Origin of the sequence: Comamonas sp. CMM03 (assembly GCF_019218715.1) — a bacterium.
GTDB classification, from domain to species: Bacteria; Pseudomonadota; Gammaproteobacteria; order Burkholderiales; family Burkholderiaceae_C; genus Comamonas; species Comamonas terrigena.
In genome coordinates, this window is the sequence record NZ_JAHUXB010000024.1 from 1 (window position 1) to 255 (window position 255).

Here is a 255-nt window from a genome sequence, read left to right on the forward strand (position 1 = left end):
CCGAAGCCGCCAAGGAAATCAAGGCCCTGATCACCACCAGCGTGAGCAATGTGGAATCGGGCTCGCAACAGGTGGAGCAGGCCGGCCAGAGCATGCAGGAGATCGTGCAGAGCGTGCGCCGGGTGACGGACCTGATCGGTGAGATCACCGCGGCCTCGACCGAGCAGCGCGACGGCATTGGCCAGGTGAACCAGGCGGTGAGCAACCTGGACCAGATGACACAGCAGAACGCGGCGTTGGTGGAGGAATCCACTG

General features: G+C 63.9%; 1 protein-coding gene. It reads left to right on the forward strand.

The window, feature by feature from the left end:
* Positions 1–255, forward strand: a 255-nt coding sequence (locus tag KW830_RS21175; RefSeq protein ID WP_255578951.1) for a methyl-accepting chemotaxis protein, incomplete at both ends; no start/stop codon positions are given.